The following is a 14,965-nucleotide window of genomic DNA, read 5'->3' as shown; positions in this document are numbered from 1 at the left end:
ATTTATTATTTCCATCCCTTCTTTAATTGTTATTATCCCCGCCGTTAACCTTATCTTCAGTTTGGATTTATTCGCTTAAAGTCCGCTTTGCTACTGGAACATAACGACGCATGACAACACAGGCCCCACCTTCAAATTTGCTTCCCCTTAACCCGGAGCAACTGGCGCGCCTCCAGGCCGCGACTTCCGATTTTTCACCCACCCAGCTCGCCTGGGTCTCCGGCTATTTCTGGGGAATGCTGAACCAGCAGCCGGGTGCTGTGGCTGGCGTCCCGCCAACGGCCGTTGAAATTCCTGCCATCACGCTTATCTCCGCTTCGCAAACGGGTAATGCCCGTCGTGTGGCCGAAGCGCTGCGTGATGACCTGCTCGCCGCGAAGCTGAACGTTAACCTGGTCAACGCCGGGGATTATAAATTCAAACAGATCGCGTCAGAAAAACTGCTGGTGGTGGTGGCGTCAACGCAGGGCGAAGGCGAGCCTGCGGAAGAAGCCGTCGCGCTGCATAAGTTCCTGTTCTCGAAAAAAGCGCCAAAGCTCGAGGGCACCGCCTTTGCCGTCTTCGGCCTCGGTGACACGTCCTATGAATTTTTCTGCCAGTCCGGTAAAGATTTCGACAGCAAGCTGGCGGAGCTGGGTGCAGAGCGCCTGCTGGATCGCGTAGACGCTGATGTCGAATACCAGGCCGCCGCCGCCGAATGGCGGGCGCGCATCGTTGAGGTGCTGAAGGCCCGCGTCCCGAAAGAGACGCCAGCGCAGGCCGCCGTTACCGCAGCGGGCACCGTCAACGAAATCCACACCAGCCCTTACACGAAAGAGGCGCCGCTGACGGCGACCCTGTCGGTAAACCAGAAAATCACGGGCCGTGATTCGGAAAAAGACGTGCGCCATATCGAAATCGATCTCGGTGACTCCGGCCTGCGTTATCAGCCTGGCGATGCGCTGGGCGTCTGGTATCAGAACGATCCGGCGCTGGTGAAAGAGCTGGTCGAACTGCTGTGGCTGAAAGGCACGGAGCCGGTCCAGGTGGAGGGTAAAACCTTACCGCTCTCTGAGGCGCTTCAGTGGCATTTCGAGCTGACGGTGAACACCGCCAACATCGTTGAAAACTACGCCACCTTAACCCGCAGCGAATCGCTCCTTCCGCTGGTCGGGGATAAGGCGAAGTTACAGCAATACGCGGCGACAACGCCGATTGTCGATATGGTGCGTTTCTCACCGGCACAGCTGGATGCCGACGCGCTGATCGGCCTGCTGCGTCCACTGACGCCGCGTCTTTACTCCATCGCCTCCTCACAGGCGGAAGTGGAAAACGAAGTCCACATCACCGTTGGCGTGGTGCGTTACGACATCGAAGGCCGCGCGCGGGCGGGCGGGGCCTCGGGCTTCCTGGCCGACCGCGTGGAAGAAGAGGGCGAGGTGCGCGTCTTTATCGAGCACAACGACAACTTCCGTCTGCCGGCGAACCCGGAAACGCCGGTGATCATGATTGGCCCGGGCACCGGCATCGCACCGTTCCGCGCCTTTATGCAGCAGCGTGCAGCGGACGAGGCACCGGGTAAAAACTGGCTGTTCTTCGGCAACCCGCATTTTACCGAGGATTTCCTCTACCAGGTTGAATGGCAGCGCTACGTCAAAGAGGGCGTGCTGACCCGCATCGATCTGGCCTGGTCTCGTGACCAGAAAGAAAAAGTATACGTACAAGACAAACTGCGCGAACAGGGCGCAGAGCTGTGGCGCTGGATCAATGACGGTGCCCACATTTATGTCTGCGGCGACGCCAATCGCATGGCGAAAGACGTTGAGCAGGCACTGCTGGAAGTGATTGCCGAATTCGGCGGTATGGATGCCGAAACGGCGGATGAATTTTTAAGTGAGCTGCGCGTAGAGCGCCGTTATCAGCGAGATGTCTACTAATGAGCGAAAAACATCCTGGCCCACTGGTGGTCGAAGGCAAACTGTCTGATGCCGAGCGCATGAAGGTAGAGAGCAACTACCTGCGCGGTACCATTGCCGAAGATTTAAATGACGGCCTGACCGGCGGTTTCAAAGGCGACAACTTCCTGCTGATCCGTTTCCACGGTATGTACCAGCAGGACGACCGCGATATCCGCGCCGAACGTGCCGAGCAGAAGCTGGAGCCGCGTCACGCGATGCTGCTGCGCTGTCGTCTGCCGGGTGGCATCATCACCACCAAACAGTGGCAGGCGATCGACAAGTTTGCCCATGACAACACGATTTACGGCAGCATTCGTCTGACCAACCGTCAGACCTTCCAGTTCCACGGCATTCTGAAGAAGAACGTCAAGCCGGTTCACCAGATGCTGCACTCCGTGGGTCTGGACGCGCTGGCGACCGCCAACGACATGAACCGTAACGTGCTCTGCACCTCGAATCCGTACGAGTCCGAACTGCACGCCGAAGCGTACGAGTGGGCGAAAAAAATCTCCGAACATCTGCTGCCACGCACGCGTGCCTATGCGGAGATCTGGCTCGATCAGGAGAAAGTCGCCACCACCGATGAAGAGCCGATCCTCGGTCAGACCTACTTGCCGCGTAAGTTCAAAACCACGGTGGTGATCCCGCCGCAGAACGATATCGACCTGCACGCCAACGACATGAACTTCGTGGCGATTGCCGAAAACGGCAAGTTGGTCGGCTTTAACCTGCTGGTGGGCGGCGGTTTGTCCATTGAGCATGGGAACAAGAAAACCTACGCCCGCACCGCGAGCGAGTTCGGCTTCCTGCCGCTGGAGCACACGCTGGCTGTGGCTGAGGCGGTGGTTACTACCCAGCGCGACTGGGGTAACCGTACCGACCGTAAAAATGCGAAAACCAAATACACTCTGGAGCGCGTAGGCGTCGAGACGTTCAAAGAAGAAGTGGAGCGTCGCGCGGGCATCAAGTTTGAGCCGATCCGCCCTTACGAATTTACCGGTCGCGGCGATCGCATCGGCTGGGTTAAAGGTATCGATAATAAATGGCACCTGACGCTGTTTATCGAAAACGGCCGTATTCTTGATTATCCGGGCCGTCCGCTGAAAACCGGCCTGCTGGAAATCGCGAAGATCCACAAAGGCGAGTTCCGTATCACCGCTAACCAGAACCTGATCGTCGCCAGCGTGCCGGAAAGCGAAAAGGCGAGAATTGAAGAGCTGGCCCGCGAGCACGGGTTGATGAATGCGGTGAGCGCGCAGCGTGAAAACTCGATGGCCTGCGTGTCGTTCCCGACCTGTCCGCTGGCGATGGCCGAAGCCGAGCGTTTCCTGCCGTCCTTCACTGATAAAGTGGAAGCGATTCTGGAAAAACATGGTATTCCGGACGAGCATATTGTTATGCGCGTGACGGGCTGCCCGAACGGCTGCGGTCGCGCGATGCTGGCCGAACTCGGTCTGGTAGGGAAAGCGCCGGGTCGCTATAACCTGCACCTGGGCGGTAACCGTATCGGGACGCGTATTCCGCGTATGTTCCGCGAGAACATCACCGAGCCGGAAATTCTCGATTCCCTCGACGTGCTTATCGGACGCTGGGCGAAAGAGCGCGAAGCGGGTGAAGGCTTCGGCGACTTTACGGTACGTGCGGGCATCATTCGCCCGGTGCTCGATCCCGCAAGGGATTTCTGGGAGTAACCACGAGAGGTATTTATGTCCGTACTCGATCTAAACGCGCTTAACGCATTGCCAAAAGTCGAACGCATTCTGGCACTCGCAGAAACTAACGCCCAACTGGAAAAGCTGGACGCCGAAGGGCGCGTGGCGTGGGCGCTGGAAAACCTGCCGGGAGACTATGTGCTTTCGTCGAGCTTTGGCATTCAGGCGGCGGTCAGTCTGCATCTGGTGAATCAGATCCGTCCGGACATTCCGGTGATCCTCACCGATACCGGCTATCTGTTCCCGGAGACCTATCAGTTTATCGACGAGCTGACGGATAAGCTCAGGCTGAACCTGAAAGTCTACCGTGCGACGGAAAGCGCGGCCTGGCAGGAGGCGCGTTACGGCAAGCTGTGGGAGCAGGGCGTTGAGGGCATTGAGAAATACAATGAGATCAACAAGGTCGAGCCGATGAACCGGGCGCTAAAAGAACTGAACGCTCAGACCTGGTTTGCGGGCCTGCGCCGCGAGCAGTCCGGGAGCCGGGCCACGCTGCCGGTGCTGGCGGTGCAGCGCGGCGTGTTCAAAGTGCTGCCGATCATCGACTGGGATAACCGCACGGTGTATCAGTATCTGCAAAAGCACGGGCTGAAGTACCATCCGCTGTGGGATCAAGGCTACCTGTCGGTAGGCGACACCCACACCACGCGTAAATGGGAACCGGGAATGGCGGAAGAAGAGACGCGATTCTTCGGGCTGAAGCGCGAGTGCGGATTGCACGAAGGGTGATAACCTTTTTGCCCGGTGGCGCTGCGCTTACCGGGCCTACAAAGGCTTAATTCTCCCTCTCCCCGTGGGTGGTTCCCCAGTAATTCGAAAGCAAAAGCGATAACGTTGCCTCAGAATAACTGAGGGCTTTCAGCGATGCTTCGGTCCGGCTGTAAATCGCTGAGGCGTTTCCTGTAGGCCGGGGCGAGGCGCAGGGATGCGCCGAGAGGGCGGGCTTTACAGGGATGTTACCTCCGCCCGTCCCCGATAAGCCGGAAGGAATAAGCCGAAGGCACCGCGAAGCGGCGATTTACCGCCGGAAGCCCGGGTCGCCAGGGTGGTGGCGACTGAGCCACCCTGGCACGTTCACCGGTCATGTCGTGACAGAGTAGCAAGGAACATAAAGTGAACGGAATGACCACCAGAGCCGTATGTTCCCCCTCACCCCAGCCCTCTCCCTCAAGGGAGAGGGGGCCGTCTGTGCAGGCATTATTTTGTGGGGAACCCTCAGCCCCGTGGGAGAGGGTTGGGGTGAGGGCATAAGGCCGCACTATGCTTAACGGCCTCAGGCTTTCCCCGCTTTCGCCAGCTCCTTCACCAGCGGCAGCATCACTTTCACGACATCCCGGCTGCGGTGCTCAATCCGCTGCGGCAGCGCTTTATCAATGTGCTGCTGATTATCCAGCCGCACATCATGCCAGCTGGTCCCGTCCGGGAAGGCTTTCGATTTGCTGCGCTGCTGATAGCCATCTTTTTTGCCCAGCGCCCAGTTCGTCGCCTCGACGTACAGCACCGGAATGCCCGCCTTATCAAACACTTCACCGTCATTACAGCAGCCTGTGCCTTTAGGATACTCCGGGTTACCGCCCGGATTTGTCGCGGCATAGACGCCATGCGTGCGGGCAAGCGCCAGCGCGCGGTCGCGGGTGAGTTTACGTACGCTGCTCGGCGTGCTCTGTCCGCTATTAAAATAGAGCTTATCCCCCACGATCAGATTATCGAGGTTAATCACCAGCAACGTATTTTTCTTCTCCTCAGCGCTCATGCGCTTAAGGAGATTCTCAGCGCCGAGTTTACCTTCTTCTTCGCCGCTGGTCGCAACAAAGCGAATGCTGTATTTCGTCGGAATATTCTTCAGGCGTTCGGCCAGCTCAAGCATCACGCCCAGACCCGCCGCATTATCATCCAGTCCCTGAAGCGTCAGCCCGCCGAGATTATTATCGACATCGGCATCGCTCAACGGCGTGTAGGTATCAAGGTGCGCCATAATAATAATCTGCTCAGCCGCCTTTCCTTCGTGCGCCGCAATAACCGTGCTGCCAGTTACGTTATGCCAGTTTTGCGTTTTATTGCGAGTGGTATAGATGTAGCGGCTGTGGAAAGCGCGAATGTCGCTTTCATAGCCCATATCCGCAAACTGCTGACGAATATAGTCTGCCGAGAGCATCTCGGCTGGGGTTCCGGTCATACGGCCCGGAAAGACCGTCGCAATATGCCGCGCCTGCATACTGGCTATTTCACCGTAAGATGGATTTTTTGCCTGAGCCGGAAGGATAAAGCAAACGCCGAGCGCCAGGGCAACGAATCGGTGGCGCATTGCGGAAAACATAGTGAGTCCTTAAAAACAGAGCAAAATTTTAACCCGCATAGTATGAAACTGTGATCGGGTAGACACAATTTGAATTGCTCTTAAATGCCCGAAATTTCGCGTGTTAAGCACTTTTTGATATTTGCTTTTCCACGGCGTTATTCCATTGAGTAACTACTCATTCCAATTCGTAATTTCATTCGTTCTAAGCCGCCCCCTATAGTCCCTTTATTCGTGGTTGTTAGTGAGTTGTTGCCTGTGGACTATCTCCCCCTTTTTGCTGCCTTAAAAGACCGACCGGTATTGGTTGTCGGGACGGGTGAAATTGCCGATCGCAAAATCGCCTTCCTGCAACGCGCCGGGGCGCAGGTGCAGATCGTTGCAGAGGCGGATTTTGCAGAGTCTCAGATCGACAGCGTGGTACTGGTGATTGCGGCAACCGAAGATCGGGCGCTCAACAGCCGAATCTCCGACGCAGCCCAGGCCCGTCACCGCCTGGTGAACGTGGTAGACGACCAGCCGTTATGTTCATTTATCTTCCCGTCGATTGTCGACCGCTCGCCGCTGCTGGTGGCGATCTCCTCCGGCGGCACCGCCCCGGTGCTGGCGCGCGTGCTGAGAGAAAAAATCGAAGCGCTGCTGCCGACCAGCCTCGGACGCATGGCGGAGAAGGCCAGCTACTGGCGCAACCATCTGAAAACGCGTCTGACCAGCGTGACGGAACGCCGTCGCTTCTGGGAGCGTGTGTTTCGCGGCCGCTTTGCCAGCCTGATGCAGGCCGGTAACGAGACGGCGGCGCAACAAATCCTCGAAGACGAACTGGATAACCCCGGCAGTACGGGCGGGGAGATCATTCTGGTGGGCGCCGGGCCGGGCGATGCCGGGCTGCTCACGCTGCGTGGCCTCCAGGTTCTTCAGGATGCGGATGTCGTGTTCTACGACCACCTGGTCACCGACGGTATTCGCGAGCTGATCCGCCGTGACGCGGAGCAAATCTGCGTCGGCAAACGTGCCGGCGAGCACTCCGTGCCACAGCACGACACCAATCAAATGCTGATTGCCGCTGCGAAAGCGGGCAAAACCGTGGTGCGCCTGAAAGGGGGCGATCCGTTTATCTTCGGTCGTGGTGGCGAGGAGTTGCAGGCGGCAGCCGAAGCGGGCGTCCCGTTCCAGGTGGTTCCCGGCATTACGGCGGCGTCTGCCGTCACGGCCTACGCCGGTATTCCGCTGACCCATCGCGATTACGCCCAGAGCGTGACCTTTGTGACCGGGCACTATAAAGCCGACAGTACGCCGTTTGACTGGTCGCATCTCGCCCAGAGCCGGCAAACGCTGGCGATTTATATGGGCACGATGAAAGCGGCAGACATCAGCGAACAGCTTATTCAGCACGGTCGCGATGCGGCGACGCCGGTAGCGGTGATCTCCCGCGGGACACGCGTCGATCAGCATGTCGCCATCGGCACTTTACAAGACCTTGCAACCCTGGCGAAAGACGCCCCAATGCCCGCCCTGATTGTGGTGGGAGAAGTGGTGCAGCTGCACAGCACGCTCGCCTGGTTCCAACACACAACCGACACAGAAGGCTTTGGCGCTTCTGTTATAAATTTGGCTTAAGGAACGGTTATGGACCAAAAACGACTTACTCACCTGCGGCAGCTCGAAGCGGAAAGTATCCACATTATCCGCGAAGTGGCCGCCGAGTTTTCTAACCCGGTGATGATGTACTCCATCGGTAAAGATTCCAGCGTCATGCTGCACCTGGCGCGTAAAGCGTTTTATCCGGGTACGCTGCCGTTCCCGCTGCTGCACGTGGATACCGGCTGGAAATTCCGCGAGATGTACGAGTTTCGTGACCGTACCGCCAAAGCCTACGGCTGCGAGCTGCTGGTGCACAAAAACCCGGAAGGGGTGGCGATGGGTATCAACCCGTTCGTGCACGGCAGCGCCAAGCATACCGACATCATGAAAACCGAAGGGCTGAAGCAGGCGCTGAATAAATACGGTTTTGATGCGGCCTTCGGCGGCGCGCGCCGTGACGAAGAGAAATCCCGCGCCAAAGAGCGTATCTACTCTTTCCGCGACCGCTTCCACCGCTGGGACCCGAAAAACCAGCGTCCGGAGCTGTGGCACAACTACAACGGCCAGATCAACAAGGGCGAAAGCATTCGCGTCTTCCCGCTCTCCAACTGGACCGAGCTGGATATCTGGCAGTATATCTATCTGGAAAATATTGAGATCGTTCCGCTGTATCTGGCGGCCGAGCGCCCGGTGCTGGAGCGCGACGGCATGCTGATGATGATCGACGACGATCGCATTGATTTACAGCCGGGCGAAGTGATCAAAAAACAGATGGTCCGTTTCCGTACTCTCGGCTGCTGGCCGTTGACCGGCGCGGTGGAATCCAGTGCGCAGACGCTGCCGGAGATCATCGAGGAGATGCTGGTGTCGACTACCAGTGAGCGACAGGGGCGCGTGATTGACCGCGACCAGGCAGGCTCCATGGAGCTGAAGAAACGTCAGGGTTATTTCTAAGGAGCCGCCATGAATACGACTATTGCCCAACAAATTGCCGATGAAGGCGGCGTAGAAGCTTATCTGCACGCCCAGCAGTACAAAAGTCTGCTGCGTTTCCTGACCTGCGGCAGCGTGGATGACGGGAAAAGTACCCTGATAGGACGTCTGCTGCACGACACGCGCCAGATCTACGAAGATCAGCTCTCTTCCCTGCACAATGACAGTAAACGCCACGGCACCCAGGGCGAAAAACTCGACCTGGCGCTGCTGGTAGACGGCTTGCAGGCGGAGCGCGAGCAGGGCATTACCATTGATGTCGCCTATCGCTACTTCTCTACCGAAAAGCGCAAATTTATTATCGCCGACACCCCGGGGCACGAGCAGTACACCCGTAACATGGCGACCGGCGCGTCCACCTGTGATCTGGCGATCCTGCTGATTGACGCCCGTAAAGGTGTGCTGGATCAGACTCGTCGTCACAGCTTTATCTCTACGCTGCTGGGGATCAAACATCTGGTGGTGGCGGTGAACAAAATGGATCTGGTGGACTACAGCGAAGCGCGATTCGACGAGATCCGTCAGAGCTACCTGACCTTTGCTGAACAGCTGCCGGGCAACCTCGATATTCGCTTTGTGCCGCTGTCGGCGCTGGAAGGGGATAACGTCGCCTCTCAGAGCGGGAACATGCCGTGGTACAGCGGCCCGACGCTGCTGGAAGTGCTGGAAACCGTTGAAATTCAGCGCGTGGTTGATACCCAGCCGATGCGCTTCCCGGTGCAGTACGTGAACCGTCCGAACCTCGATTTCCGCGGCTTCTCGGGCACCATTGCGTCCGGCGCGGTGAAGGTGGGCCAGCGCGTGAAGGTGCTGCCGTCCGGTGTGGAATCGGCCATTGCCCGAATCGTCACCTTTGATGGCGATCTGGACGAAGCCGGAGCAGGTGAAGCGGTAACCCTGGTACTGAAAGACGAAATTGATATCAGCCGCGGCGACCTGCTGGTCGACGCGCAGGAAACTCTGGCGGCGGTGCAGGGCGCATCCGTGGACGTGGTGTGGATGGCGGAACAGCCGCTGACCGCAGGCCAGAGCTATGACATTAAAATCGCCGGCAAGAAAACCCGCGCCCGCGTGGACGGCATTCAGTTCCAGGTGGACATCAACAACCTGACCCACCGTGACGTGAGCGAGCTGCCGCTGAACGGCATCGGTCTGGTGGATATGACCTTCGACGAGCCGCTGGTGCTGGATCCGTATCAGCAGAATCCTGTTACGGGCGGGCTCATCTTCATTGACCGCCTGACGAACGTTACCGTCGGTGCCGGCATGGTGCGCGAGCCTGACGCGCAGGCGAGCGTGACGTCTGAGTTCAGCGCCTTCGAGCTGGAACTGAACGCGCTGGTGCGTAAGCACTTCCCGCACTGGGGCGCACGCGATCTGCTGGGAGGCAAGTGATGGCCACCCATGATGAGAACGTCGTCTGGCATCCTCATCCGGTCACCGTCGCCCAGCGCGAACAGCTCCATGGTCACCGTGGGGTTGTGCTGTGGTTTACCGGGCTGTCTGGCTCCGGTAAATCCACGGTGGCAGGCGCACTGGAAGAGGCGCTGCATCAGCAGGGGGTGAGCACCTACCTGCTGGACGGCGACAACGTGCGTCACGGCCTGTGCAGCGATTTAGGGTTCAGCGATGAAGATCGTAAAGAGAACATTCGTCGGGTGGGGGAAGTCGCCAGCCTGATGGCGGATGCCGGGCTGGTGGTGCTGACGGCGTTTATCTCACCGCACCGCGCCGAACGTCAGATGGTGCGTGAGCGCGTGGGGCAGAATCGCTTTATTGAAGTGTTTGTGGATACCCCGCTGGCAATCTGCGAAGCGCGCGATCCTAAAGGGCTGTACAAAAAAGCCCGCGCGGGAGAGCTGCGAAACTTCACCGGCATTGACTCCGTTTACGAAGCGCCTGAATCCCCTGAGATTCATCTGGAAGGTCAACAATTGGTAACAAATTTAGTAAGCCAATTATTAGACCTGCTCAGACGGGACGATATTATCAGATCCTGAGACGGTATCGTTCGGGAGCTGTCTTCCCGAGCGATGAGTCACGGTCACAGGATTAGCTATGCGCAACAGTGAAAACTACATGATTACCACCGGGTCGGAACCGTTAACGACCGACGACGAGACGACCTGGTCCTTCCCTGGGGCGATAGTCGGCTTCGTATCGTGGCTACTGGCGCTGGGTATCCCGTTTTTGATCTACGGTGGTAACACCCTCTTTTTCTTCCTCTATACCTGGCCTTTCTTTTTGGCGCTGATGCCCGTTGCGGTGGTTGTGGGCGTGGCGCTGCACTCCCTTTTCAACGGCAAGCTTCTGTATAGTACGCTCATCACTATCGCCACCGTTGTGGTCATCTTTGGCCTGCTGTTTTTATGGCTGATGGGCTAACTTACGGCATAATTAGAACCCCGCAGTAGAGTCCAGCGGAAAGTTATGGGATGATGATGCCGTTTTTTCAGGGGGCAGGATGGGTAAACTAACGCTGCTGTTGCTGGCTTTGCTGGTCTGGCTGCAATATTCGCTGTGGTTCGGCAAAAACGGACTGCACGACTACAGCCGGGTGAGCGATGACGTCGCGGCACAGCAGGCGACAAACGCCAAACTTAAAGCGCGTAACGATCAACTTTTTGCTGAAATTGATGACCTCAATGGCGGCCAGGAGGCGATTGAGGAGCGCGCGCGCAATGAACTCAGTATGACTAAGCCGGGCGAAACGTTTTATCGCCTGGTTCCGGATGCGTCTAAACGCAATCAGGGCTCCGCACAAAACAATCGATAATCAGGCCCAGGATTACGACATGGCAGCAACTTTTTCGGACGTCTGTGCCGTGGTGCCGGCCGCAGGTTTTGGCCGGCGCATGCAGACAGAATGTCCTAAGCAGTACCTCTCAATTGGCGATAAAACGATCCTCGAGCACGCCGTGGCGGCGCTGCTGGCGCATTCTCGGGTGAAACGCGTTGTTATTGCCATCAGCCCCGGCGATGCACGTTTTGCTCAGCTCCCGCTGGCGAATCACCCTCAGATTACCGTCGTTGACGGCGGCGCAGAGCGGGCTGACTCCGTTCTGGCGGGCATTCAGGCTGCCGGGAACGCGCAGTGGGTGCTGGTGCACGATGCCGCGCGTCCCTGTCTGCATCACGACGATCTGTCACGTCTGCTGGCCCTGAGCGAAACCAGTAACGTGGGCGGCATTCTGGCCGCCCCGGTGCGTGACACCATGAAGCGTGCCGAACCGGGTAAACCGGCGATTGCCCACACCGTCGAGCGCGTCGATCTATGGCACGCGCTGACGCCACAATTTTTTCCCCGCGAATTACTCCACGACTGCTTAACGCGTGCGCTTAAAGAAGGTGCGACCATTACGGACGAAGCCTCGGCGCTGGAGTATTGCGGTTTCCACCCCACGCTTGTTGAAGGGCGCGCTGATAATATAAAAGTGACGCGCCCGGAAGACTTACAGCTCGCGGAATTTTATCTTACCCGTACGACCCCTCAGGAGAAGGCATAATGCGTATTGGACACGGTTTTGATGTACACGCCTTTGGCGGCGTTGGCCCAATTATCATTGGCGGCGTGCGCATTCCATACGAAAAAGGTCTGCTGGCGCATTCTGATGGCGACGTGGCGCTGCATGCGCTGACCGACGCGCTGCTGGGTGCCGCCGCGCTGGGCGACATTGGCAAACTGTTCCCGGACACCGATCCTGCTTTTAAAGGCGCAGACAGCCGCGAACTGCTGCGCGAAGCCTGGCGTCGTATTCAGGCCAAAGGCTACACCCTTGGCAACGTTGATGTGACGATCATTGCTCAGGCACCGAAGATGCTGCCGCACATCCCTCAGATGCGCGTGTTTATCGCTGAAGATCTGGGTTGCCATATGGACGACGTCAACGTCAAAGCGACCACCACGGAGAAGCTGGGCTTTACCGGTCGTGGCGAAGGCATTGCCTGTGAAGCCGTGGCGCTGCTGGTGAAGGCGGCCAAATGACGGATTTCGACAACCTGACGTATCTGCACGGTGAACCGCAGGGCAAGGGGCTGCTGAAAGCCAACCCTGAAGATTTCGTGGTAGTGGAAGATCTCGGTTTTGAGCCGGACGGCGAAGGCGAGCACATCCTGGTGCGCATTCTGAAAAACGGCTGCAACACCCGCTTCGTGGCGGACGCGCTGGCAAAATTCCTCAATATTCACGCCCGCGAAGTGAGCTTTGCCGGTCAAAAAGATAAACATGCCGTGACCGAACAGTGGCTTTGCGCCCGCGTGCCCGGCAACGGCATGCCCGATTTAAGCAAATTTGAGCTTGAGGGCTGTAAGGTACTGGAGTACGCCCGCCATAAACGCAAATTGCGTCTGGGAGCGTTAAAAGGCAATGCCTTTACTCTGGTGTTGCGCGAAGTGACCGAACGCGAAGACGTTGAAAAACGCCTGAAGGCCATTAACGAACGCGGCGTGCCAAACTATTTCGGCGCACAGCGCTTTGGCATTGGTGGCAGCAACCTGCTTGGCGCGCTGCGCTGGGCGCAAAGCGGTGCACCGGTGCGCGATCGTAATAAACGCAGTTTTTGGTTGTCGGCGGCCCGCAGTGCGTTGTTTAATCAGATTGTGAGCGAACGGCTGAAAAAACCGGACGCGAATCAAGTTGTTGTCGGCGATGCGCTACAATTAGCGGGACGCGGAAGCTGGTTTGTGGCAACGGCCGATGAGATGGCCGATGTCCAGTCGCGCGTGGACGCTAAAACGCTGATGATTACCGCCGCCTTGCCGGGTTCAGGCGACTGGGGAACCCAGGGCGAGGCGCTGGCCGCTGAGCAGTCAGCGGTGGCGGATGCGCCAGAATTACAATCGTTGCTGGTGCGGGAAAAGGTCGAGGCGGCGCGCCGTGCGATGCTCCTCTACCCGCAACAGCTGAGCTGGAACTGGTGGGATGACGTAACCGTCGAGTTACGCTTCTGGCTGCCGGCAGGTAGCTTTGCCACCAGTGTTGTCAGGGAACTTATCAACACGTCGGGTGATTATGCGAATATTGCTGAGTAACGATGACGGGATCCATGCGCCAGGTATTCAGACGCTGGCGAAACACCTCCGCGAATTTGCGGATGTGCAGGTCGTGGCTCCCGATCGTAACCGCAGTGGCGCGTCTAACTCATTGACGCTGGAGTCTTCACTTCGCACCTTTACCTTTGAGAATGGCGATATTGCCGTCCAGATGGGGACGCCGACCGACTGCGTGTTTCTGGGCGTAAATGCGCTGATGCGCCCTCGGCCGGATGTTGTGGTCTCCGGCATCAATGCCGGACCAAATCTTGGCGATGATGTGATTTACTCCGGCACCGTGGCCGCGGCGATGGAAGGGCGTCACCTGGGTTTCCCGGCGCTGGCGGTCTCGTTAAACGGCCACACCCACTATGACACTGCCGCCGCGGTGACCTGCTCCATTCTCCGTGCGCTTGGCCGCGAGCCACTGCGTACCGGACGTATCCTTAATATTAACGTGCCGGATCTCCCACTGGACGAGATTAAAGGGATCCGCGTGACGCGCTGCGGCAGTCGCCACCCGGCCGATCAGGTTATTCCCCAGCAGGATCCGCGTGGCAATACCCTGTACTGGATCGGCCCGCCGGGAGATAAATGCGATGCCGGGCCAGACACCGACTTCGCTGCGGTGGATGAGGGTTACGTTTCCGTAACGCCGTTGCACGTAGATTTAACCGCTTATAGCGCGCATGATGTGGTGTCGGACTGGTTAGATCGGGTCGGAGTGAACGCGCAATGGTAAGTAAACGTGTACAAACTCTTCTGGAACAATTACGCGCACAGGGGATTGCCAACGAGCAGGTGCTGGATGCGCTTGCCCAGGTTCCCCGTGAGAAGTTTGTAGATGAGGCGTTTGAACACAAAGCGTGGGAAAACGTGGCGCTGCCCATCGGGCAAGGCCAGACGATTTCGCAGCCCTACATGGTGGCGCGTATGACGGAGCTTCTGGAGTTAACGCCAGACTCCCGGGTGCTGGAAATTGGCACCGGTTCAGGGTATCAGACCGCGATCCTGGCCCACCTTGTGCACCATGTCTGTTCCGTGGAACGGATTAAAGGGTTGCAGTGGCAGGCGCGCCGTCGCCTGAAACAGCTTGATTTACATAATGTATCGACACGCCACGGCGATGGATGGCAGGGTTGGCAGGCTCGCGCCCCGTTTGACGCCATCATTGTCACGGCAGCGCCACCTGAAATCCCCGCTGCACTTCTCTCGCAGCTGGACGAGGGCGGCATTCTTGTTTTGCCCGTCGGCGATGAGCAGCAGCTTTTAAAGCGCGTTCGTCGACGCGGCGGCGAGTTTATTATCGATACCGTGGAAGCCGTACGCTTTGTGCCCCTGGTTAAGGGCGAGCTGGCCTGAGACTCGGATTTTTCCAGGGTTATTAAGGCAAATTCAGCGTATGGTGTGGCGCG

General features: G+C 58.0%; 15 protein-coding genes. 14 read left to right on the top strand and 1 reads right to left on the bottom strand.

Annotation, left to right across the window (positions count from 1 at the left end):
- Positions 1–110: 110 nt before the first annotated feature.
- Genes cysJ through cysH form a run of 3 tightly spaced genes read left to right on the top strand, consistent with a single transcriptional unit; the run spans position 111 to position 4,378 of the window.
- Positions 111–1,916 carry an NADPH-dependent assimilatory sulfite reductase flavoprotein subunit gene (cysJ, locus tag L384_RS19750; RefSeq protein WP_003862698.1) on the top strand — a complete coding sequence of 602 codons (1,806 nt, stop codon included), beginning with the start codon at positions 111–113 and terminating at the stop codon, positions 1,914–1,916.
- Positions 1,916–3,628: an assimilatory sulfite reductase (NADPH) hemoprotein subunit gene (gene cysI / locus L384_RS19755; RefSeq protein WP_003862696.1), complete on the top strand. Its 1,713-nt coding sequence runs from the start codon at positions 1,916–1,918 to the stop codon at positions 3,626–3,628. The genes cysJ and cysI overlap by 1 nt, the downstream gene beginning before the upstream one ends.
- A 15-nt stretch (positions 3,629–3,643) precedes the next feature.
- A complete protein-coding gene (gene cysH, locus L384_RS19760) occupies positions 3,644–4,378 on the top strand; it encodes a phosphoadenosine phosphosulfate reductase (protein ID WP_003862694.1) in 735 nt (244 codons plus the stop codon).
- Positions 4,379–4,922: 544 nt separating this feature from the next.
- On the opposite strand, the gene L384_RS19765 is transcribed toward cysH, so the two are convergent.
- Complete coding sequence (locus L384_RS19765; RefSeq protein WP_023314743.1) at positions 4,923–5,966, bottom strand: aminopeptidase; 1,044 nt, start codon at positions 5,964–5,966, stop codon at positions 4,923–4,925.
- Between the two features lie 237 nt (positions 5,967–6,203).
- Between L384_RS19765 and cysG the strand changes: the two genes are divergently transcribed.
- The 11 genes from cysG (at position 6,204) to L384_RS19820 (ending at position 14,912) form a co-directional block, all read left to right on the top strand.
- The gene (gene cysG / locus L384_RS19770; protein WP_022651777.1) at positions 6,204–7,562 is read left to right on the top strand and encodes a siroheme synthase CysG; all 1,359 of its coding nucleotides are present in this window, start codon (positions 6,204–6,206) and stop codon (positions 7,560–7,562) included.
- A gap of 9 nt (positions 7,563–7,571) precedes the next feature.
- Entirely contained in the window at positions 7,572–8,480 is a 909-nt protein-coding gene (gene cysD / locus L384_RS19775; protein WP_006811770.1) for a sulfate adenylyltransferase subunit CysD, read from the top strand.
- A gap of 9 nt (positions 8,481–8,489) precedes the next feature.
- Positions 8,490–9,914 (top strand): sulfate adenylyltransferase subunit CysN, encoded by a 1,425-nt coding sequence (cysN, locus tag L384_RS19780; protein ID WP_023314741.1) that lies wholly within the window; start codon positions 8,490–8,492, stop codon positions 9,912–9,914.
- Positions 9,914–10,519, top strand: coding sequence for an adenylyl-sulfate kinase (gene cysC, locus L384_RS19785; RefSeq protein ID WP_023314740.1), 606 nt, complete (start codon positions 9,914–9,916; stop codon positions 10,517–10,519). Before cysN ends, cysC begins: the two co-directional genes overlap by 1 nt.
- 58 nt (positions 10,520–10,577) lie before the next feature.
- The gene (locus L384_RS19790; protein ID WP_006811767.1) at positions 10,578–10,904 is read left to right on the top strand and encodes a DUF3561 family protein; all 327 of its coding nucleotides are present in this window, start codon (positions 10,578–10,580) and stop codon (positions 10,902–10,904) included.
- 79 nt (positions 10,905–10,983) lie between these two features.
- Positions 10,984–11,295 (top strand): cell division protein FtsB, encoded by a 312-nt coding sequence (gene ftsB / locus L384_RS19795; protein WP_003862095.1) that lies wholly within the window; start codon positions 10,984–10,986, stop codon positions 11,293–11,295.
- A 19-nt stretch (positions 11,296–11,314) separates the two neighbouring features.
- A complete protein-coding gene (ispD, locus tag L384_RS19800; RefSeq protein WP_022651774.1) occupies positions 11,315–12,025 on the top strand; it encodes a 2-C-methyl-D-erythritol 4-phosphate cytidylyltransferase in 711 nt (236 codons plus the stop codon).
- Entirely contained in the window at positions 12,025–12,504 is a 480-nt protein-coding gene (gene ispF / locus L384_RS19805) for a 2-C-methyl-D-erythritol 2,4-cyclodiphosphate synthase (protein WP_003862097.1), read from the top strand. The genes ispD and ispF overlap by 1 nt, the downstream gene beginning before the upstream one ends.
- Positions 12,501–13,550 carry a tRNA pseudouridine(13) synthase TruD gene (truD, locus tag L384_RS19810; protein WP_023323677.1) on the top strand — a complete coding sequence of 350 codons (1,050 nt, stop codon included), beginning with the start codon at positions 12,501–12,503 and terminating at the stop codon, positions 13,548–13,550. The genes ispF and truD overlap by 4 nt, the downstream gene beginning before the upstream one ends.
- Entirely contained in the window at positions 13,531–14,292 is a 762-nt protein-coding gene (surE, locus tag L384_RS19815; RefSeq protein WP_017382816.1) for a 5'/3'-nucleotidase SurE, read from the top strand. Before truD ends, surE begins: the two co-directional genes overlap by 20 nt.
- Complete coding sequence (locus L384_RS19820) at positions 14,286–14,912, top strand: protein-L-isoaspartate(D-aspartate) O-methyltransferase (RefSeq protein WP_015571709.1); 627 nt, start codon at positions 14,286–14,288, stop codon at positions 14,910–14,912. Before surE ends, L384_RS19820 begins: the two co-directional genes overlap by 7 nt.
- Positions 14,913–14,965 lie beyond the last annotated feature (53 nt).

This window comes from Enterobacter sp. MGH 38 (assembly GCF_000492855.1).
GTDB lineage: Bacteria > Pseudomonadota > Gammaproteobacteria > Enterobacterales > Enterobacteriaceae > Enterobacter > Enterobacter hormaechei_C.
This window is presented reverse-complemented; position numbering and strand designations above follow the sequence as displayed.